This window comes from Streptomyces sp. NBC_01261, from assembly GCF_036226385.1.
In the GTDB taxonomy this organism is placed as follows: domain Bacteria; phylum Actinomycetota; class Actinomycetes; order Streptomycetales; family Streptomycetaceae; genus Streptomyces.
In genome coordinates this window covers 1,592,996-1,611,439 of record NZ_CP108463.1, presented here as the reverse complement: position 1 = coordinate 1,611,439, position 18,444 = coordinate 1,592,996, and the positions used below count along the sequence as shown (strand labels likewise).

Sequence of the window (18,444 nt, the reverse complement as noted above, 5' to 3'; positions counted from 1 at the left end):
TGTGCTGAGATGTGACGCGGCCCGTAAATCGTCCGTCCCAGGAGACCCCCGTTGTCCGTCAGCTATCGCCAGCCCGGCGTGGTCCTCACCGACCGCCACTTCACCGTGCCCCTCGATCACGAGGACCCCACGGGCGAGACCATCGAGCTCTACGCCCGTGAGGTCGTCGCGAGCGACAAGGCGCACCGTGAGGACCTGCCGTGGCTGCTCTATCTCCAGGGTGGACCCGGTTTCGGGGCGAATCGTTTCGTCGGTAGGCAGGCCTGGCTCGGCCGCGCGCTCGACGAGTACCGCGTCCTCCTCCTGGACCAGCGCGGCACCGGCCGCTCCACCCCGCTCACCCGGCAGACGCTCCCGCTGCGCGGCGGCCCGGCCGAGCAGGCCGCGCACCTCACGCACTTCCGCGCCGACTCGATCGTCCGGGACTGCGAGACGATCCGACCCGCCCTCACCGGCGGCGCCCCCTGGACCGTCCTCGGCCAGAGCTTCGGCGGCTTCTGCGCGGTGAACTACCTGTCCACCGCTCCCGAAGGCCTGCGCGCCGCCGTCCTCACCGGCGGCCTGCCGTCCCTCGACGCACACGCCGACGACGTCTACCGGGCGGCCTACCCGCGCATCGAGCGCAAGGTCGCCGCCCACTACGACCGCTACCCGCAGGACGTGGAACGCGCCCGCCGCATCGCCGAGCACCTGATGCGGCACGAGCCGGTCCTCCCCAACGGCTACCGGCTCACCGCCGAGGCCTTCCAGTCCCTCGGCATCATGCTCGGCGGCAGCGACGGCAGCCACCGCCTCCACTTCCTCCTGGAGAACGCCTTCGTCCGCACCCCGCAGGGCTTCGAGCTCTCCGACGCGTTCCAGGAAGAGGTCCAGAACTCCCTGTCCTACGCCGGCCACCCCCTCTACGCCCTCGTCCACGAGTCGGTCTACGGCCAGGACGGCCGCCCCACCGCCTGGTCGGCGGAGCGGGTCCGCGCCGAGTTCCCGCAGTTCGACGCCGCCAAGACCCTGACGGGCGACAGCCCCCTCCTCTTCACCGGTGAGACCATCCACCCCTGGATGTTCGACTGCGACCCCGCCCTGCGCCCGCTCCGCGACACCGCCGAACTCCTCGCCGCCCACACCGACTGGCAGCCCCTCTACGACCCCGCGCGCCTCGCCGTCAACGAGGTCCCGGTCGCCGCGGCCGTCTACCACGACGACATGTACGTCGACGCGACCCACTCGCTGCGGACCGCCCGCGCGATCCGCGGCCTGCGCACCTGGGTCACCGACGAGTTCGAGCACGACGGGGTACGGGCGGGCGGCCCGCGCGTCCTGGACCGCCTGCTCGCTCTGACGCGGGACGAGGCGTAGGGCATAAGGCAGGGGCGCTGCGGACGGGCGTGGGCTCCACCGGGTGGCCGTCGAGGACATGCAGTGCCGAAATGTCCGGCATAAGGTTCATTTCGATGAATACCAAGCCACAGAACAGCAAGTCGCTCCGCCGGGGACGCTCAGCCGCCCTGGTCCTCGCCGTCGTCGCGGCGAGCACGGTCGCGCTGGTGTCGTGCGGCGACGACAACGACAGCTCCGGCAGCAGCAGTTCGCGGCCTTCGACCCCGGACGCGGCCTCCTTCTCGGGGATGACACCGTCGGCCCTGAAGTCGGCCGCGTCGTCGGCGGTCGCGTCGGCCCGCGCGCAGGCCTCCGCCGCCGCGTCCTCCGCATCGGCCGCCGCGTCCTCCTTCGAGGCCTCCGTGTCGTCCGAGGTGGCCCGCGCGAGCAAGGACGCCCAGAACGAACTCAAGGACGTCAAGGGCCAGGGCAACGCGATGTCGGACGTCGCCATGACCGGCAAACCGCGCGCCCAGACCGGCGGTCTGCTCGCCGTCGTCGTCACCATCACCAACAAGACCGACCAGAAGGCGTCCTACGCCGTCCAGGTCGACTTCCTCGACTCCTCGGGGAAGGTGGTGGAGACCCGTTACGTCGGCGCCGAGAACCTCGCCCCCGGCGCGAAGGCCCAGCCGGTCGCCATCAGCGCCAAGCCTCCGGAGCCGGTGCTGACCCCCAAGTTGGCGAAGGCGCAACGCTATTGAGAATCCGGTGCCTCGACGCGGCACCGGATTCCCCTTCCTGGCCAGAAGGCCGCCGTCCGGTCCTCGCTGCGCGGGTCGGTCACCCGGTGCTCGGTGTAGAGGCCAGCGCGTGCCTCACGACGCCAGGGACGGCCGTAGGCCACCGCGTCGGCGGCTGCCTCCGAACTGTCGTCGAGGTTCACGACGGCCACCGACGGCGAGTCGTCCGTGGGACACCGCGCGAGCCAGTGCCCGTCGGGGGCGACGATCCCGGACGGTGCGGTGCCGCTGCGCTGCGTGGGCACCGACAGGCTGACCCAGTAGCTGTTGACCGCGGCATGGCCCTGGGCCTGCGCGGCGATGTCGCCCGGTGTGCCGCTGGTCGAGAACAGGACGCAGTCGACGTCCAACTCCTCCTACTTCGCGAACAGTTCCGGGTAGTGGATCTCCCTGCCGAGCAGGCAGCCGAAGCGCGTCCCGTCGACGTCGAAGGTCACCGGTGAGACGCCCGGCGAGTACGTGTACGAGACCTTGGTCCTCGACAGCAGGCGCTCGTCGTAGCGCGTGACGACCTCGCCGCGATCGGAGCGGACGTAGAGGCTGTTGTGCGGACGGTTCGGGCCCGTCAGGCGGTGCACCGATGCGACCACCGTCCACAGCCGCAGCTCGCGGGCCGGCTCGGCGATCGCGGCCAACTCCGCCCGGAGAGCGGGCCATTGGCACCGGTCCCAGTCCGCCGGGCCGACCGCGTCCGGGCCGTCGACGGACATGACGAACTTGTCGGCAAGCAGATCGCGCCTTCCGGGACGTGCGCGATCCGCGCTCCCTGGGCACTGGCCTCGCGCATCAGCGCACGGACCTCACGCCCGCTCTCGCGCAGCGCTTCGACGTCTCGGGGGTCTTCGCGTACGGGGATCTGCGCCACGGCGAGCCGCACGCGCCCGGGGTTCCGTGCTTCCGGCATGACGTCTCCTGATGGAGTGAGACGGAAGTGCCGGAGGGCGGTCGTACAGGACTCGCCGGTCTTGGCGGCGCGGGCGCGCACCTGGCGCTTGAAGTTCCTACGGGCTGTCATCGCGGCCTTCCACGCCTTGAGCGACGGCTCCCCGGCAACCCCGCCCGAGGCGATCGGGCTGCGACAACGGCCTGAGACACTGGTCCCTCTGCCTCCGCCGGGAGACCGTGCCGGGGACGGTCGTGGGAGGTTCGGCGTAGGCCACGCAGTCGGTCATCATGCCGCCGCCTGCCGGCTCCGTCCATATCCTTCAGTACGTCCAGCGAGCCGACGGACGACCGGCCGCCGGCGAGAAATCCACCACGGGGACGGTATGAACGACGAGGAACTTCTGGCGGACCGCTTCGAGGAACACCGGGGCCGTCTGCGCGCGGTCGCCTACCGGATGCTGGGCTCGGTGCCGGAGGCGGAGGACGCCGTCCAGGAGACATGGCTGAAGCTCAGCCGGACCGACGCGGGCGACATCAGGAACCTCGGCGGCTGGCTGACCACGGTCGTCGGCCGGGTCTGCCTCGACCTGCTGCGCTCCCGTGCGTCACGCCGCGAGGACCCCATGGACGAGGCCTTCACCGGGACCTTCGTCCCCGACCCCTTGATCAGTCCCCTCACGGAGCTGGACCCGGAAACGGAAGCACTCCACGCCGACTCGGTGGGCCTCGCCCTGCTCGTCGTCCTGGAGACCCTGGAACCCGCCGAACGGCTCGCGTTCGTCCTGCACGACATGTTCGCGGTGCCCTTCGACGACATCGCCCCGATCGTGGAACGCGGCCCGGCCGCGACCCGCCAACTGGCCAGCAGGGCCCGCCGCCGCGTCCAGGGCGCCAGCCCCTCGACCGCCCCCGACCTCGCCCGCCAGCGCGAGATCGTCGAGGCCTTCCTCGCCGCCGCCCGCGAGGGCGACTTCGACGCCCTCGTCGCCCTCCTCCACCCGGACGTGGCCCTGCGCGCCGACTCCGGAGCCCTGGTCCGAGGCGCCGCCGCGTCCAAGGCGATGCGCGGCGCGCACGCGGTCGCCGAACAGGCGCTCATGTTCGCCCCGTTCGCCCGCCACGCCCAACTCGCCCTGGTCAACGGCTCGGTGGGCGTCGTCAACGCCCCCGAGGGACAGGTCCTCTCGGTCATGGGCGTCACCGTCGCCGACGGCCGGATCACCGCGATGTACATCCTGTCCGACCCGGATCGGCTGGCGCGCCTCGACGCGGCCGGGTCAGTACGCTGAACGGCATGGAAGATCACATAGCGGCCCGCTCCGACCTCCGCGGCGACTGCGAGCGCTGCTTCGGCCTGTGCTGTGTGGCGCTGCCCTTCGCCGTCTCGGCCGACTTCGCGCTCGACAAGGCCGCCGGGACACCGTGCCCGAATCTTCAGGGTGACCACCGCTGCGGTATCCACGCGAAGCTCCGGCCCAGTGGCTTCACCGGCTGCACGGTCTACGACTGTTTCGGCGCCGGGCAGCGGGTCTCGCAGGTCACCTTCGCCGGACAGGACTGGCGGACGGCTCCCCGGGAGCAGGCCCGGCGGATGTTCGACGTGTTCCCCGTCGTACGGCAGCTCCACGAACTGCTCTGGTATCTGACCGAGGCGCTCACCCTGCCCGCGGCCGGCCCGGTCCACCCCGACCTGCGCCGGGCCCTCGGCCGTACCGAGGAACTCACGCGTGGCACACCCGAAGAACTCGCCGCGCTGGACGTGGGCGCGCATCGGCAGGAGGTCAACGTGCTGCTGCTGCGGACCAGTGAGCTGGTGCGGGCCGGGGTGCGCGGCAAGAAGAAGGAGCGCCGGGGCGCCGACCTCATGGGTGCCCGGCTCAGGGGCGCCGATCTGAGCCGGGCCAATCTGCGCGGTGCCTGTCTCATCGCCGCCGATCTCACCGGGGCCGACCTGCGCGGCGCGGATCTGATCGGTGCCGACCTGCGGGACGCCGATCTCACGGACGCCGATCTGACCGGCGCGTTCTTCCTCACCCAGCCGCAGGTCAACGCGGCGCGGGGGAGCGCCGGGACCAGGCTGCCGGAGTCAGTCGTCCGTCCCGTGCACTGGGCAGCGGGGCTCTGACCGCACCTCGTCGGGGACCGTGACCGGTGTGTGGGCCGCTGTCGCGGTGCGGCGGCGGTCGAGGTGCAGGCGCAGGCCCTCCGGCATCAGCGTCAGGCGTTCGGTCACGCGCAGCCGGTACGCGGGGTCCGGGCGCAGTTCGTAGCGGCGCAGCAGCAGGCCCAGGACCAACGTCGCCTCGTGCAGGGCGAATTGACGGCCGATGCAGGCCCGCGCACCCGTCCCGAACGGCTTGAAGGTGTGCGGAGCGCGGGAGCGTACGGCCTTGGCGTCGAAGCGGTCCGGGTCGAACTCCTCGGCGTCCGCGCCCCACACCTCCGGGTCGCGGTGCAGCATCGGCGTGAGGATCAGCGCCCAGCCGCCCCGGCGCATCGGGTGGACCCCGGTCAGCTCGGTGTCCCGGGTGGCCTCACGGGCGTACGCGGGGGCCGTCGGCCAGAGCCGCAGCGACTCGTCGAGGACCCGGCGGACGTAGCGCAGCTTGGCGACCTGCTCGTAGCCCGGGGTCTGCGTGTCGCCCCAGACCTGGTCCACCTCGGCGCGGGCGCGGGCGGCGATCTCGGGGTGGCGGGCCAGGTAGTGCAGCGCGAAGGAGAGGGAACCCGAGGTCGTCTCGTGGCCGGCGACCAGGAAGGTGATGACCTGGCGGCGGACGTTCTCGGGGGAGAGGCGTTCGCCGGTCGCCGGGTGGCTCGTGTCCAGCATCCGGTCCAGGAGGTCGCCGTCTCCGGTTCCGCTCGCCTCGCGGCGGGTCCGCACCATCTCGTCGACCGTGCGGTTGAGGTAGGCGATGTCCGCTTCGTTGCGGCGAGTCGCGGTGCGCAGCAGGAACGGGGCCAGCGGCGAGGGTACGGAGTTCAGGCGTTGCGCGTAGCTGAGCGTGCCCACCATCGACGTCACGAAGGGGTGCGGGCGGTCGCGTTCGAAGGAGCCGAAGTCATGGCCGAAGCCGGTGCGCGAGATCGTCTCCAGGGTCAGCTTGGTCATGTCGCCGGGCACGTCCACCGAGCGTCCGGCCGCCAGTTCGCGGTCCCAGCTGTCGGTGAGCCGCTCCGCCACGGACAGCATCATCGGGTGGTAACCCGCCATCGCCTCGCGGCTGAAGCCGGGGGCCAGGACGTCGTGCGCCAACTGCCAGTTGGGCTCGTGGTTGTACGCCGTGAACAGGCCGTCCCCCGCCACCGGCCGCAGGTTCGCGACCCCCAGGCCGACATGCTTGGCGAACCGCGACTCGTCGGCCATGTCGGCGACCAGGTCGGCGCCCCACACGAACACGAACTCCTTGCCGAACGCCTTCCGCCGGAAGATCGGGCCCAGTTGACGGGCGTGGCGGAGCGTGTCCTGGAGGGGAGTGCGGCGGTCCGCGCCGAGGACGTCACCGAGCAGCGGGACCCGGCGTGGGGGATGCGGGATGCGGTCGAGGTGGGGCCAGCCCTGCTCGGCGTCCCGGAATCCCTTCGGCAGTGCGGTCGGCGTCGCCGTCGTCGTCTCCGCCATGACGCGATCTCCCTTGATCCTGCGGCAGGTTGAGCCTGTTGTACGTCGGTTCAATAACGTGTTTCAGTGTGATCCCGTCGGCGAACCGACGTCAAGTAAAGTGCGGGAATGGCCGCGAATCAGGGAGGGCGCACGCGCCGTCGGCTCAGCACCGAGGAGCGTCGGGAGCAACTCCTCACGGTGGGCGCGCGGTTGTTCTCCGAGGACCCGTACGACGACGTGTGGATCGAGCAGGTCGCCGAGATCGCCGGGGTCTCCCGCGGGCTGCTCTACCACTACTTCCCGACCAAGCGGGACTTCTTCGCGGCCGTCGTCGAGCGCGAGAGCGAGCGGATGCTGCGGATGACGGCGGCCGTGCCGGGCGTGGCGGCCCGTGAGCAACTCGCCGTCGCCCTCGACACGTATCTGGAGTACGTGCACACCCACGCGCACGGCTACCGCGCCTTCCACCGAGCCGACGCGGCGGGGGACCAGACCGTACGACGGGTCTATCAGCGGGCGTTGGCGGCGCAGGAGCGGCAGATCCTGGGCGCGCTCGCCGCGGATCCCGAGTTCGGGCCGGCCGTGGCCGAGCGGCCCGACGCGAAGCTCGCGGTGCGCGGGTGGCTGGCCTTCACCACCGCCGTCTGTCTGGAGTGGCTGCGGGGGCCGGAGTTGAGCCGGGAGCAGGTGCGCGATCTGTGCGCGCGGGCGCTGTTGGGCGTCATCTCGCCCTGAACTCGTCCTGGACTCGCTCGGAACTCCTCCCGGACGACTTGGTGGAGAGATTGCGCGGCGTGGTTGGCGTGCGCCCCGATCTTCGGTAGGTTAGGCAAGGCTTACCTAAGGAGGTTCAGGGATGGGTGACAGCCAGACGTGGACGGCCGTGCCTGCCGCGGCCGAGCGAGCCCGCTCGGTGCTCGCCGCCGCATGGTCCTGCGCGGTGACCGCGGAGGGCGGTCGCGAGGAGTTCGTCGGTGCGCACAGCGTGGACGACGACGGCCGGGTGCTCCTGCAAGTGCCCGAGGACAGCGCCCTGTTGGCGGCCGCGATCTGCGCGCCCCGCGGAGAGCCGTCCGCCGTCCTGGAGTTCGCGGACGTCGCACCCGTCCCCGTGCGCAACCGTATCCGGGCCCGGCTGTGGATGGCCGGCTGGTTCGTCCCCGAGGACGACCAACTCGCCTTCCGGGCAACGCGCGTGGTGCTGCGCCCGGCGACCGGCGCGGTCGTCGTCGGCCTCGACGAGTTCGCCGCCGCCGAACCCGACCCGCTGGCCCTGGCCGAGGCCCAACTGCTGACCCATCTCGCCGACTGCCACTCCGACGCGGTCGAGCGGCTCACCCGGCTCGTCGAACCCGACAGCCTGCACGGCGCGGTTCGCGTTCAGCCCCTCGCCGTCGACCGGCACGGACTGACGCTGCGCATCGAGCGCGCCCGCGCCCACGGCGACGTACGCCTGCCGTTTCACGCGCCCGCCGACACGGTCTCCCACCTCACCGAGCGCATGCACGTGCTGCTCACCCAGGCCAGCGCCGCGTCCTGCCCACGCCCCCTACAGCGGCAGCGCACAGACGGCGACCGGTGACGCGAACGGCGCGCCCGCGAGCCGCAGTTGACCCGTACCGGCGTCCACGTGGAACACGCTGACCGTGCTCGACCTCTGGTTCGCGGTGAACAGCAGCGTGCCGTCCGGCGAGAGGGCGATCTGCCGCGGGAAGTCACCGGACACCGGCACCGTGCCGAGCAGCCTGAGCCGGGCGCCGTCCGCCTCGACGGCGTACCGGGCAAGGGTGTTGTCGCCGCGGTTGGCCAGATAGGCGTACGCGCCGTTCGACGTCACCAGGATCTGCGCCGGGTAGTTGGTGGTACTGCCCGTACTGCCGCTGGACTGCGGGGCGCCGATCGAGAGGGCGCCCGTGGCCGGGTCGTAGGCGCAGACCGCGATGGTGTCGTCGACCTCGTTGGCCAGGTAGGCGTACCGGCCGCCGGGGTGGAACGTGAGGCTGCGCGGGCCCGCGCCCGCGCGGGTGTGTGCCTGCGAGACCTCGGCGAGCGTGCCCTTCGTGGTGTCCAGGCGGTAGGTGTAGACCGTGTCGGTGCCCAGGTCGACGGCGAGGACATGGCCGCCGTCCGGAGCGGTCACGAACTGGTGCGCGTGCGGCCCGTCCTGCCCCGGACCGGGCCGCGGACTGGAGTGCTTGGCCAGCGCCGTGCGTTCGCCGAGCGCGCCCGAGCTGTCGATCGGGTGCACGGCCACGCTGCCCGACGTGTAGTTGGCGCTGAGCAGCCAGCGCCCGGTGGGGTGCACGGACAGATGGCAGGGGCCCGCCCCGCCGGTGCTCCGCGCACCGAGGATCTTGCGGTCCGCCAGCCGTACGGCGGTCACCGCGCCGGCCGTCTGCTCGTCGACCGCGTACAGCGTGCGGCCGTCGGGATGCACGGTGAGGTACGACGGGTCGGCGACCCCGGTGAGCGTGCCCGCGCCGGTGATCTGACCGGTCGACGCGTCGTAGGTGGCCAGGCCGATGCCTTTGCCGCCGCCGTCGACCGAGGTGTACGTGCCGATGTGGAGGGGGCGGGGGCCCGCGGCCTTTCCGGCGCGGTGGGTGCCGGGTGCCGGTGCCTTCGCGGCCGACGGTTCCGGCGTGGTCGTACGGGACGATCCGGGGTCCGCGGGTGTGGCGGCCGGTGCGGGAACCGCGACCACCGCCGCGGTTCCGCCCAGGGCGCCGATGAAACGGCGCCTGCTCCAGCCCTCGCGTGACGCCTCCGCACCACTCGTCATGCCCACACCCTCAGGTCGTCGCTCGCCTCGGTCGTCACGGCAACCTTGGCGTGCGGGGCCCGTTGAGCGCAAGACCGGCAACGTGCGTTGCGGAGGGTGCAATGAGTGGCGGGTGGTTGACCTACCCGGTCGATTGCCCGGTCAACGGCCTACCAGTCGCCGTCCTCCACCGGCTTGCCGTGCGCGTCCTTGAGGGGCTCTACCTGGTCGGCCGCGGGTTCCTGCCAGGGTTCGTGGTCGTCGCCCAGCCAGTCACCGACCGGTTGTACCGCGCCCAGGGTGTCGGTGGGGGCGAGATCCTCGGCGTCCTGGTCGTAGTAGTCGAACCAGGGGAGCCCCGCCCGGGTGTACGCGGCACGGTCCACCGGTGACGGCGGCGGGGCCTCGCCGGTGATGCGGCGCCACTCCGGGGGCGTCACCAGGTGCACGAAGACCCGCCCGGCGGGCGCGTCGGCCCAGTCCTTGAGCGGGCGGTCGTCCTCGTAGACCTCCTGGTGCATCGAACCGCCGACTCCGAGCCCCATGGCGGCGGCCCGGGGGCTCGGTGCCGGTGGGGCGCCGGGCGCGGACATCATCGGCGCGGCGGGCATGCCGTAGCCGCCGGTCGGCAGGGGCGTCCTCCGGGCCCGCTCCGAGCGGCGTCGCTCGGCCTCGCGCCACTTGGTCAACTCCCGTTCGCCGAGCGGGAAGGACTGGAGCTGGACGCCGCCCCACACCTCCTCGCCCGTGACCTGCCCCTCGACGGTCGCGCCGAGACCGAGCGGGACCGCCACGAACTGACGGACCGTGCCCTTGCCGGAGTTGATGCCGTCGAGCCAGGGCTGGCGGGGCAGCACCACGTAGTTCTGCGGGTCCCGGGACAGCCGGTCGCTCCACGGCTCGCCCGACACCGCGCACACCTTGCCTACCCCGACCTGCAGGGCGGCGGGCTCCCGCGTGCCCGCGAAGCTCAGCCACATCGCCTCGCGCAGATACACCGGCAGCAGCACCCCGCCCCGCGCCCGCCACTCCGCGGGCACCGTGTCCGGGAAGTCCGCGACCCGCCGGACCGGGAACTCGCCGAGCCCCGGCGGCAACGGATGCGTGCCCGTCTCGGGCAACCGCAGCGTGCGGACGAACCGCACCGCCACCCCACCGGGCAGCCGCAAGGTGTTCCCGTCGATCCGTACGGTGCTGTCGGTCATACGCCCGCCCCCATAGTTCCGCCGTGCCGTGTCGACCTCCTGGGGCCGCCACGTCCCCAGGTGACCTCGTCACCTAGAACGATCGGCGCCCCCGCCCCGGTTCCTGCGCAGCCGGTCCGGCACGCCCACCCGCTCCCGCACCCAGGTCAGCCACGGCAGGCGCCTGCGCTGCTCGCCGGCACACCGGTCGAGCTCCTCCAGCAGCCGGCGCGAGCGGTGCTCGGTGTCCAGCTCGTCCAGCATGCGGTTGACCTCGGTCAGCATGGCGCCCAGCAGCTGCCACTGGGCCGCGTCGCGCTGCACCTCCTCCAGGAGCAGCTGGGCCAGCTTGTCGCGGGTCGCGGCGGCCGTGTGCAGCTCGGTGGTGAGCCGTGACTCCGCGGACTCGGCGCTCACCGTGACGTCGGTGGTCACCAGCACCGCGAAACTGACCACGGCGTCACCGACCTCGGACAACAGCTGTTCCACGGCGGCACCCGTCGGCGGTGCGAACAGCGGCTCGGGGTCGCGCTGTTTCGCCAGGTCGGTGAAGGTGCGGGCGAGGACGCGGAGCACGACCGTGCAGATCTCCAGGGTGTCCAGGCCGGTCCGCAGCACGACCCGGTGCAGCAGCCCCTCCCGTACGCGCGGATTGAGCCGCAGGCTGTCCTCCGCCTGCCGCAGGGCCGCGTCCACCTCGACGATGTCGTGGTCGAGCCGGCGCGCCTCGTGCAGCCGCGCGGTGGCGTGGTCGACGGGTGTGCGGCCCGCCGCCTCCTCGCCCATGCGCCGCATCAGCCGCCGCAACCGACGGGCCAGGCCCTCGATCGACTCGCCGGCCTCGTCCACCCACACCGGGGGTGCCAGCAGCAGATTGCAGCCGAGTCCGACGACCGCGCCGATCAGTGTCTCCACGATCCGCGCCCAGGCAGTGTTCCCGACCGTGGTGACCCCGAGGACCAGCATCGCGCTGATCGCCACCTCGGGCACGTACTCGTCGACCCGCACCAGCCGCCCCACCACCAGCGCGGCCACGATCAGCAGGGCCAGGCTCCACCAGGTCAGACCGACCAGCAGGCTGAAGGCGATGGCGACGAGCACGCCCGCGACCACGGCGGTCACCCGGCGGATGCCGTTGGTGAGGGTGGCGTAGAGGGTGACCTGGACGACGAGGAGCGCGGTGAGGGGAGCGGTCAGCGGGGCGGGCTCGGGGCTCAGCCGCAGGGCGACGACGTACGCGACCGTCGCCGCGGTCGCCGACCGCAGTGTCTGGACGACCACCGGGTCCCGGTGCCGCCCCAGGAACCGCACCAGTGGCGCCGTCCACTCACGGACAACTCGCATCCTTGGCCTATTCCCTCTCACCGATGCGCCGAACGTCTCTCTTGCGGACAGTAGGTGTCCGCAAGGCCTCCTAGATTGTCATCACCGCACGGAACGAAGGGGAGGGGAACGTTCATGACGAACATCCAGGGCATCGAGGTACTGACCCGCTCGCACGACTATCTGCGCGAGGTGGTCGCCGCCGTGCCCGAGGAGGCCTGGGCGGCGCCGACGCCGTGCACCGCGTGGACGGTACGGCAGGTCCTCAACCACGCACGTGTCGACCAGCAGGCCTACGGCCTCGTCCTCACCGGCGAACAGCCCGACTCCGACCCCTTCCACCCGGAGGACGCCCTCGCCGGGGACCCGGTCGCCGAACTCGACAAGGTGCTCCGCAGGGTGGCGGACGCCTACGCCCACCTGCCCGCCGACGCCGACCAGGTGCCGACACCGCTGGGCCCGATGCCCCTCCCGTTCGCCGCGGCGACGGCCGCCATGGACGCGGCCGTGCACGCCTGGGACATCGCGGCGGCCACCGGCCAGAACCGGCCACTGGGCACGGACCTCGCCGAGGGCATCTGGCCGACCGCGGACCGGCTCGTCGACCAACTCCGCGACTCCTACCGGGTGTTCGCACCCGCGCGCGAGGCGAAGGACGAGTACGACCGTGCCGAGACGCTCCTCGCCTTCCTGGGCCGAGACCCGCACTGGTCACCCGCCGGTTCCTGAGGGAAACCCCACCCCGATACGGAGGACCACCGCATGGTCTCCGCCCCCGGGGCACGCAACCCTCGCACCATGAAACGGCATCGGACCGGACTGATCCTGACCCTGCTCATCAGCCTCGGCACCGTCGCGGCCGGCACCCCGGCCGCGACGGCAACGCCAACTCCCTTACCGTCGGACGTGGTCGCGGCTCTCGACCGCTCCGCCCACCCGCTGCGGACCGTCGAACCGGGCGGCGCCACCGATGACTTGCGCCCGCTCGACCGCATGATCGGCGGCGCGAAGGTCGTCGGCCTCGGCGAGGCCACCCACAGTTCCCACGACTTCCTCGCCCTCAAGGACCGCGTCTTCCGCCACCTCGTCGAGGAGAAGGGCTTCCGCACCTTCGCCCTGGAGGGGGCCTGGAGCACCGGCCTGCGCCTCAACGACTATGTCCTGCACGGCAAAGGGGATCCGCGGCGCATCTTCCGCGAGGAGTTCCAGCGCGACTACCTGTGGTGGGACAACACCGACTATCTGAAGCTCGTCGAGTGGATGCGCGCGTACAACGTCCGGCATCCCGGCGACCCCGTGCGCTTCATGGGCGACGACATCGGCTGGGCCGGACCCGAGCTCTACGACTCGCTCACCGCCTATGTGGCCGACACCCACCCCGAGTCGAGCGCCCGTCTCGCCGAGCTGTACCGAGGCCTGCGGCCCACCGTGCCGGCCGGGACGTACATCGAGCAGTACCTGGACAAGCCGTACGCGGAACGGCAGGAGATGGCCGAACGCACCGGCCGCGCACTGGAGTTGCTCAAGAGGCAGACTCCGGGGAAGGACCGCGAGGCGTACGACCGGGCCGTGCAGGACGCGACCGTCGTCGACCAGGTGGCCCGGCAGTACGACTTCGACTTCGACGACCCCACGCAGGTTCCCGCGGCGATGCGCTACCGGGACGAGACGATGGCGGCCAATGTCGTCTGGTGGCAACGGCACACCGGCACCAAGGTGTTGCTGTCCGCGCACGACGCCCACATCGGCTATGTGCCGTCCGATCCCGCCAACTACCCCAAGATGCAAGGGGCGTTCCTGCGCGAACAGCTCGGCTCCGGGTATCGCAGCGTCGGCCTGACCTTCGACCGGGGCTCGTTCAACGCCACCGGCCCCGACGACGCGATCCACCGCTGGACGCTGGGACCGGCAGCCCCGGGCAGCAACGAACAGACCCTGGACCAGGTGCGGTTCACCGACTACCTGGTCGATCTCCGCTCGGTCGGATCACCGGCCCGCGCATGGCTGGCGGAGGCACGGCCGACCCGGAGCATCGGCACCGACTACCCGGAGGACCTGCGGACCATCGCACTGGCCCGCAGCTACGACGTGCTGATCCACCTTCACTCGGTCACGGCGGCCCGGCTGCGCGACCGATAGCCCGCGATCTTCGCGAGGTTGCCGCAGCGGTCCATCGAGCACCAACGGCGGCGGCGGGCCTGGGAGTCGTCGAGGAACAGCAGGGAACACTCCGGGTTCTCGCACTCCTTGACCCGCTCCAGCAGCGAACTGCCCACCAGCAGCACGCCGTCCCGGGCCACCGTCGCCAGCGCCGCGCGCGCCGGATGTGCCGACTTCCAGCGCCGGTCGCCCAGTTGGGGCGCGAGATCCGGCCGCGCGGCGGCCTCGTTGACCCGCTCGACATCGGCCGCCGCCGGTTCCCGATCGGCCATCGCGTCTCGTACGACCCGGTAGAGCGCCTCGCGCAGGGTGCGGGCGTCCGCCAGCTCCCGGGCCGTGACCCGCACCGGCTCGGTGCCCACCGACAGCTCCGCCTCCGTGATCCAGCCGGCCAGGGCGGCGGTATCGGCGAGTCGCTCCAGGGGCGTGCCGTGGCGCTTGCCGAGCGTCGCCACGAAGTTCAGGCACGGGCGTCCGCCGATGAACGGGAAGACGGGCGGTTGGGTCATGACAGCGAGCGTACCTCGCGTACACCGGTTCATGCGGTGTACGCGAAGCCGGCCGCCGCCCTTGACACCGGTTCATCGGGTGTCGCATGGTGACACCAGTTCAACAGGTGTCGGCCGGGTTCGCCGGCCAGGACAGGGAGCAGGTGCGGTATGCGTGCGGTACGGATCGACGATTTCGGCGGGCCCGAGGTGCTGGTACCGGTCGAGGTGCCCGACCCCGTCGCGGGCCCCGGGCAGGTCCTGGTGCGGGTCGCCGCGGCGGGGGTGAACCGCGCGGACGCCCTGATCAGGTCCGGGAACTACCACCGGGCCGGGAAGCCGCCGCTGATCCCGGGAGTGGAGGGCGCCGGGACCGTCGCCGCGCTGGGGGAGGGCGTCACCGGCTTCACGGTCGGGCAGCGGGTCGTGGCCCTCGACGGCGTCAACTCACCCGGTTTCTACGCCGAGTTGGTGGCCGTGCCCGCCACCCAGGTCGCCGTTCTGCCCGACGGGATCGACCTCGCGCACGCCGCCGCCCTGCCCGTCGCCTGGCTGTCGGCCTGGTACTGCCTGCGGCACCTCGCCCGGGTCACCAAGGAGGACACGGTGGTCGTGAAGGCCGCCGCGAGCGGCGTCGGCAGCGCGGCCGTACAGATCGCGGCCGAGACCGGCGCCCGGGTCGTCGCCCTCGCCGGATCACCCGAAAAGGCGGCCTGGGCAGGGGAGTTCGGCGCCCAGTCCACCCTCGACACGTCCTCCTACCCCGACGACGCGGAGGTCGACGAGGTGCTACGGCTCACCGGCGGACGGGGCGCGGACATCGTCCTCGACACCGTCGGAGGCCCGGCCTTCGGGCGCAGCCTGCGCGAGATCGGGCACGGCGGCCGGGTCGTCGCCCTCGCCAATGTCGCCCTGGAGCCGAGCACCGTCGACACCCGCGACTTCTACCCGAAGAACGCGTCGATCCTCGGCTTCCAGCTCACCAACCTCCAGATCCACGGGGGCTACGACCCCCGCGCTGACCTGCGGGAACTCGCCGAGCGGGTCGCCGCCGGCACGTACCGGGTGCCGATCGAGACCGTCGTACCGCTCGCCGAGGCGCGTGCCGCCCACGAGCGGCTGGAGCGGCGGGACAACCGGGGGAAGATCGTGATCGCCGTAGGCCAGGAGTGATTCCGGGCGGGCGGCCGAGCTGACGTCAGACGTACAGCTTGTCCAGGAACGCGGTCAGGTTGCCCACCGTCCGGTCGATCTGCTGCTCCACGGTCAGGCTCTCCTCGATGCGGATGCCCGACTCGGGGATCTTCCTGCCGCGCGCATAGAGGGAACAGGCGAGGTCCGTGCACATGTACAGGCCGACCGAGTTGCCCTCGCGGCCCGCCGCGCCGGCCTTGCGCGCGGTCATCAGGGAGACGCCGCCACCCGGGTGGGTCGTCACGCACAGCGAACACATGCTCCGGTGCAGAAGGCCGCGCTGTGCGGACGGGAAGCGGAACGTGACGCCGATCAGCCCGTCCGCCCGCTCGGTGACGAGGTAGCTGCGATCCGGTGCCCCGGGATCTCGCCAGCCCAGGAAGTCCAGGTCGACCCAGGGGCGGGTGTCGAGATCGCGGGGGATCGCGAGCCGCTTGGCCTCGCCCTTCGAGCAGTTGACGAACGAGTTGCGGATGTCCTGCTCGGTGAGTGATCTCATGGGGGAGTCTCCTGGGGTGGTGCCTGTTTCCGAAACCTAGGGGGTCTAGGTTTCGGTCCAGGGTAGTAAGGCGAGCGGCGGAGGAGCCAATGGATTTCGGGGGTATCGGTGCGCGGCAGGAACGGGCGCTGCGGCATGTGGCCGAGGGCTCCTCGGGCCCGCCCGTCGACCCATGTCTCCGCATCACCCTCAACTTCCATCCCGACCGAACGGCGACGGCGACCGGCCGCGCGATCCTCGACGCGCTGGCCCAAGACGGCACGTACCACTCGCAGTTCGTGACCGGCACCAGCAACGGCGGCCTCACCGCCCGCCCCGGCGGCGACCGTTGGCGCTGGGAGAGCCGGATCTTCGCCGGTGCCTACGACGAGGCGCCCGCGCCCGAGCGACCGGTGTACGGCGCGCTGGACTTCCGCCGCCAAGTGGTGGGCGCGGCACCGAGGTTCGGCTCCTCGCACTTCCGGCTTACCGGTACGACCCTCGCCCGCGCGACCTTCTGCTACCCGGACAGCGCGGCCGAACCGACCGACTTCGGCGTCGCCTCCGGCATGAACCTGATCGCGCTCGCCGAGGCCGACGAAGACCAACAGGACGCCCTCGACGACTACATCGAGACACAGGTGCACGGCGGTGTCGTCCTCGCCCGGGACATGGAGGCCCTCGTCCTGGACGCGAGCTACCGAGGCACCCCGGTCGAGACGGCCGCCCGCCGCCTGCCCTGCCCCGTCGATTGGCACCCGGGATACCGGCTCACCGTGCGGGAGTTGCACCGGCACGCGGACTACCGCGGCCAGGAGTACGCCGACCTCGGCGCCCGCATCGCCGAGCGCGGTGTCGTCGACCCACGCGTCATCGGCGACGCGGCCCGTACCGGTCGCTACGAACTCCAGGACCTGAAGATGGTGTGGCACACCCTCGCCCGCTTCGGGGCGCCGGAGGGAGCGGGTACGGCCTACCGTTCGTCGGTGTCCATGACCGGTGCCGGCGGCCATACCCCCGGCGTCAGTACCCCAACTGCATAGGCGCGGGCGACCAGTTCGGTGCGGTTCGCCGCGTCCCACCGGGCCGACAGCCGTCGTAGGTGATAGGTCACGCCATCCGTCGTGAGGCCGGTCTCGCGGGCCGCGCGGGCGGTGGTGGCGCCGCCGGCGAGCAGGGCCAGGATGCGGGCCTCGATCGGGGTGGCCCGCGCGGGGGAGTCCTCGCCCGGCCTGTCGGCGCCGGGATCGCCCTCGCCCTGTACGCGGAGCATGACCAGCAGTGCCGGTGTCTCCTCGACCGTGTCGCTGACCGGGTCGGCCGTCAACTGCCCATGGCGTTCGCTGCCGTCGGGGGCCTGCCACCGTACCGACACCTGGTAGCGCGACCGGTGCCGCAGCCGCAGCGCCTGCGCGATCCGCTCGACCTGTCCGGTCTCCTGCGGCTGGAAGAGGTCGAGCACGTCCCGGCCGCGCAGCCGACCCGGCGTCGTACCGCACTCCGCCGCCATCGCGGGATTGGCGGCCTGCACCGAGCCGTACACATCACACACCGCGACCGGCACCGCCACCCGGTCGAAGAGCATCAGGGCACGGTTGCGCCACACCACGCCCTCCCTGCGGGTCCAGTCCACCGGCACCTCCTGTCACGCCGCACCCCACTCCACAATCATGCGGCTCAGGAGCATGTCCCGCTGCCGCTGTAACAGGGCGAGTAGCCGGCTCTCGGCGTGGGCGCGGGGGCCGGATGAGTGCGGTCCCACTCGTGCTGCATACCGGTGAGCAGCGTGAACACGAGGCCCGCGGCGACGAGGTGCGACACCGCCGTCCACGGTGCGCGGGAGAGCGCCGCGAGCCCTGCCAGGGCGAGGAGGACGTAGAGGAAGTGTTCCGTCCAGGCGATGTTCGCGAGCGTGGCCGCGTCGATCTTGTCCTGGTCGCCCTGTGCGGCCCAGCCCTCCATGCCGGAGGTGAACATCGACCAGGCGAAGAAGACGGCCTCGGCGATGAACAGGGCGATGGCGGCGAGAACGTCCGAAGTGCGGGACGTCCCGTGGGACCACGGCCACCGGCGCTGCCGAGGCGGATGTTCGGGCAGTACCTGCGTCATGGGACCCACCCTGCCGCAGCGATCACGGGGAGCGCATGAGTACGCGCACTCAGTCGGGGCGCCCGTCTAGCCGGACGGGGGCGTCGGCGCAAGACGCCGTCCGTGGTTTCCGCTACACGATCGTGTAGTCGCGCGGCG

Annotated in this window: 21 protein-coding genes; 11 read left to right on the top strand and 10 right to left on the bottom strand. The window is 71.9% G+C overall.

The window, feature by feature from the left end:
• The first annotated feature begins 51 nt into the window (after nucleotides 1-51).
• Nucleotides 52-1,356, top strand: a complete 1,305-nt coding sequence (locus OG226_RS07110; RefSeq protein WP_329348313.1) for an alpha/beta fold hydrolase — start codon at nucleotides 52-54, stop codon at nucleotides 1,354-1,356.
• Nucleotides 1,357-1,451: 95 nt separating this feature from the next.
• Entirely contained in the window at nucleotides 1,452-2,081 is a 630-nt protein-coding gene (locus OG226_RS07105) for an FxLYD domain-containing protein (protein WP_329348312.1), read from the top strand.
• Here OG226_RS07105 and OG226_RS07100 read toward each other — a convergent pair.
• Together OG226_RS07100 and OG226_RS07095 are read right to left on the bottom strand one after the other, a co-directional pair.
• Complete coding sequence (locus OG226_RS07100) at nucleotides 2,075-2,470, bottom strand: hypothetical protein (protein WP_329348311.1); 396 nt, start codon at nucleotides 2,468-2,470, stop codon at nucleotides 2,075-2,077. The genes OG226_RS07105 and OG226_RS07100 overlap by 7 nt on opposite strands.
• 6 nt (nucleotides 2,471-2,476) lie before the next feature.
• Complete coding sequence (locus OG226_RS07095; RefSeq protein ID WP_329348310.1) at nucleotides 2,477-2,830, bottom strand: nitrilase-related carbon-nitrogen hydrolase; 354 nt, start codon at nucleotides 2,828-2,830, stop codon at nucleotides 2,477-2,479.
• A 38-nt stretch (nucleotides 2,831-2,868) separates the two neighbouring features.
• On the opposite strand from OG226_RS07095, the gene OG226_RS07090 reads away from it, so the two are divergent.
• The 3 genes from OG226_RS07090 (at nucleotide 2,869) to OG226_RS07080 (ending at nucleotide 5,130) form a co-directional block, all read left to right on the top strand.
• The gene (locus OG226_RS07090; RefSeq protein ID WP_329348309.1) at nucleotides 2,869-3,036 is read left to right on the top strand and encodes a hypothetical protein; all 168 of its coding nucleotides are present in this window, start codon (nucleotides 2,869-2,871) and stop codon (nucleotides 3,034-3,036) included.
• A 352-nt stretch (nucleotides 3,037-3,388) separates the two neighbouring features.
• Nucleotides 3,389-4,294, top strand: a complete 906-nt coding sequence (gene sigJ / locus OG226_RS07085) for an RNA polymerase sigma factor SigJ (RefSeq protein WP_328675863.1) — start codon at nucleotides 3,389-3,391, stop codon at nucleotides 4,292-4,294.
• A 5-nt stretch (nucleotides 4,295-4,299) separates the two neighbouring features.
• Nucleotides 4,300-5,130 carry a pentapeptide repeat-containing protein gene (locus OG226_RS07080; protein ID WP_329348308.1) on the top strand — a complete coding sequence of 277 codons (831 nt, stop codon included), beginning with the start codon at nucleotides 4,300-4,302 and terminating at the stop codon, nucleotides 5,128-5,130.
• On the opposite strand, the gene OG226_RS07075 is transcribed toward OG226_RS07080, so the two are convergent.
• Complete coding sequence (locus OG226_RS07075) at nucleotides 5,092-6,627, bottom strand: cytochrome P450 (RefSeq protein WP_329348307.1); 1,536 nt, start codon at nucleotides 6,625-6,627, stop codon at nucleotides 5,092-5,094. The genes OG226_RS07080 and OG226_RS07075 overlap by 39 nt on opposite strands.
• 108 nt (nucleotides 6,628-6,735) lie before the next feature.
• Here OG226_RS07075 and OG226_RS07070 point away from each other — a divergent pair, with 108 nt between their 5' ends.
• Together OG226_RS07070 and OG226_RS07065 are read left to right on the top strand one after the other, a co-directional pair.
• A complete protein-coding gene (locus tag OG226_RS07070; protein ID WP_328675860.1) occupies nucleotides 6,736-7,344 on the top strand; it encodes a TetR/AcrR family transcriptional regulator in 609 nt (202 codons plus the stop codon).
• 121 nt (nucleotides 7,345-7,465) lie between these two features.
• Nucleotides 7,466-8,191 carry a DUF2470 domain-containing protein gene (locus OG226_RS07065; protein WP_329348306.1) on the top strand — a complete coding sequence of 242 codons (726 nt, stop codon included), beginning with the start codon at nucleotides 7,466-7,468 and terminating at the stop codon, nucleotides 8,189-8,191.
• Here OG226_RS07065 and OG226_RS07060 read toward each other — a convergent pair.
• The 3 genes from OG226_RS07060 to OG226_RS07050 form a co-directional block, all read right to left on the bottom strand.
• Nucleotides 8,159-9,391, bottom strand: coding sequence for a lactonase family protein (locus OG226_RS07060; RefSeq protein WP_329348305.1), 1,233 nt, complete (start codon nucleotides 9,389-9,391; stop codon nucleotides 8,159-8,161). The genes OG226_RS07065 and OG226_RS07060 overlap by 33 nt on opposite strands.
• 149 nt (nucleotides 9,392-9,540) lie before the next feature.
• Nucleotides 9,541-10,575: a hypothetical protein gene (locus OG226_RS07055; RefSeq protein WP_328675857.1), complete on the bottom strand. Its 1,035-nt coding sequence runs from the start codon at nucleotides 10,573-10,575 to the stop codon at nucleotides 9,541-9,543.
• A gap of 69 nt (nucleotides 10,576-10,644) precedes the next feature.
• Nucleotides 10,645-11,898: an FUSC family protein gene (locus tag OG226_RS07050; protein ID WP_328675856.1), complete on the bottom strand. Its 1,254-nt coding sequence runs from the start codon at nucleotides 11,896-11,898 to the stop codon at nucleotides 10,645-10,647.
• Nucleotides 11,899-12,012: 114 nt separating this feature from the next.
• Between OG226_RS07050 and OG226_RS07045 the strand changes: the two genes are divergently transcribed.
• Together OG226_RS07045 and OG226_RS07040 are read left to right on the top strand one after the other, a co-directional pair.
• Nucleotides 12,013-12,606 carry a TIGR03086 family metal-binding protein gene (locus tag OG226_RS07045; protein WP_328675855.1) on the top strand — a complete coding sequence of 198 codons (594 nt, stop codon included), beginning with the start codon at nucleotides 12,013-12,015 and terminating at the stop codon, nucleotides 12,604-12,606.
• A gap of 69 nt (nucleotides 12,607-12,675) precedes the next feature.
• Nucleotides 12,676-14,016 (top strand): erythromycin esterase family protein, encoded by a 1,341-nt coding sequence (locus tag OG226_RS07040; RefSeq protein WP_329348304.1) that lies wholly within the window; start codon nucleotides 12,676-12,678, stop codon nucleotides 14,014-14,016.
• Here OG226_RS07040 and OG226_RS07035 read toward each other — a convergent pair.
• Nucleotides 13,980-14,546 carry a CGNR zinc finger domain-containing protein gene (locus OG226_RS07035; protein ID WP_329348303.1) on the bottom strand — a complete coding sequence of 189 codons (567 nt, stop codon included), beginning with the start codon at nucleotides 14,544-14,546 and terminating at the stop codon, nucleotides 13,980-13,982. The genes OG226_RS07040 and OG226_RS07035 overlap by 37 nt on opposite strands.
• A gap of 150 nt (nucleotides 14,547-14,696) precedes the next feature.
• Between OG226_RS07035 and OG226_RS07030 the strand changes: the two genes are divergently transcribed.
• Entirely contained in the window at nucleotides 14,697-15,698 is a 1,002-nt protein-coding gene (locus OG226_RS07030; RefSeq protein WP_329348302.1) for a quinone oxidoreductase family protein, read from the top strand.
• Between the two features lie 25 nt (nucleotides 15,699-15,723).
• On the opposite strand, the gene OG226_RS07025 is transcribed toward OG226_RS07030, so the two are convergent.
• Nucleotides 15,724-16,218, bottom strand: a complete 495-nt coding sequence (locus OG226_RS07025) for an FBP domain-containing protein (protein WP_329348301.1) — start codon at nucleotides 16,216-16,218, stop codon at nucleotides 15,724-15,726.
• An 89-nt stretch (nucleotides 16,219-16,307) separates the two neighbouring features.
• Between OG226_RS07025 and OG226_RS07020 the strand changes: the two genes are divergently transcribed.
• Nucleotides 16,308-17,240: a DUF3626 domain-containing protein gene (locus OG226_RS07020; protein ID WP_329348300.1), complete on the top strand. Its 933-nt coding sequence runs from the start codon at nucleotides 16,308-16,310 to the stop codon at nucleotides 17,238-17,240.
• Here OG226_RS07020 and OG226_RS07015 read toward each other — a convergent pair.
• Nucleotides 17,171-17,782 carry a PAS domain S-box protein gene (locus tag OG226_RS07015; RefSeq protein WP_443066986.1) on the bottom strand — a complete coding sequence of 204 codons (612 nt, stop codon included), beginning with the start codon at nucleotides 17,780-17,782 and terminating at the stop codon, nucleotides 17,171-17,173. The genes OG226_RS07020 and OG226_RS07015 overlap by 70 nt on opposite strands.
• A 92-nt stretch (nucleotides 17,783-17,874) precedes the next feature.
• Nucleotides 17,875-18,306, bottom strand: a complete 432-nt coding sequence (locus OG226_RS07010; RefSeq protein ID WP_329348298.1) for a DUF6234 family protein — start codon at nucleotides 18,304-18,306, stop codon at nucleotides 17,875-17,877.
• Nucleotides 18,307-18,444 lie beyond the last annotated feature (138 nt).